1 protein-coding gene is annotated in these 616 nt (G+C 63.6%); it reads left to right on the forward strand.

The genetic code is table 11. The features are described 5' to 3' along the window. Positions 1-32: 32 nt before the first annotated feature. Positions 33-467, forward strand: a complete 435-nt coding sequence (locus tag DEQ92_RS21410; RefSeq protein ID WP_115821751.1) for a hypothetical protein — start codon at positions 33-35, stop codon at positions 465-467. Positions 468-616: the final 149 nt, after the last annotated feature.

Genomic DNA, 616 nt, shown 5'->3' on the forward strand with positions numbered 1-616 from the left:
GAGCGCGAACAGGCGTCCGGGTAACCCGTTCGATGGTACCACCGACAGGCGATGGCGGGAGCCCTGCTCCCATCGATCGTCCCATCCTCGAGTTCCTCCAGACGCGGCTCCAAGCGACGAAGCAGGTCTCCCGAGCGACCGTCACGGACGCCAGCGGTCATCTGGAACTCCACGTCGTTTTTGCCCCGTCGTACTCCCCGGCAGCTGTCGACGAGGCGCAGTTGATGGTCCGTTGGTACACGAACGACGACTTCAGACTCCACTATCGAGAGCAGCACGCGGACCACGCCTGGGAGTGCCGGTGGGACCGGCACCCGAATCCGCACAATACGCGGGACCATTTCCATCCCCCGCCCACCGCCCCGACGCCCGGCGAGGACGCATCGTGGCCAGACGACCATCGTGATGTCGTTGCGCTCGTCCTCGAGGAGATCGAAGACCGGATTACGGAGTTGTGGGATGAGTAGTGACCCAACCTGCGGTGAGTGTTTGTCGCCGTCCCCCAGTACACGCCGCCTTGTGGTGTGCGAACGAGACGCAGCGCGTCACGTTACCGCCGAGATGCCGTCGTCGACGCCTGTACGCTCGAACATCGTGGATACGAGTTCTACTGTCT

The organism is Haloferax sp. Atlit-6N (assembly GCF_003383195.1).
GTDB lineage: Archaea > Halobacteriota > Halobacteria > Halobacteriales > Haloferacaceae > Haloferax > Haloferax gibbonsii.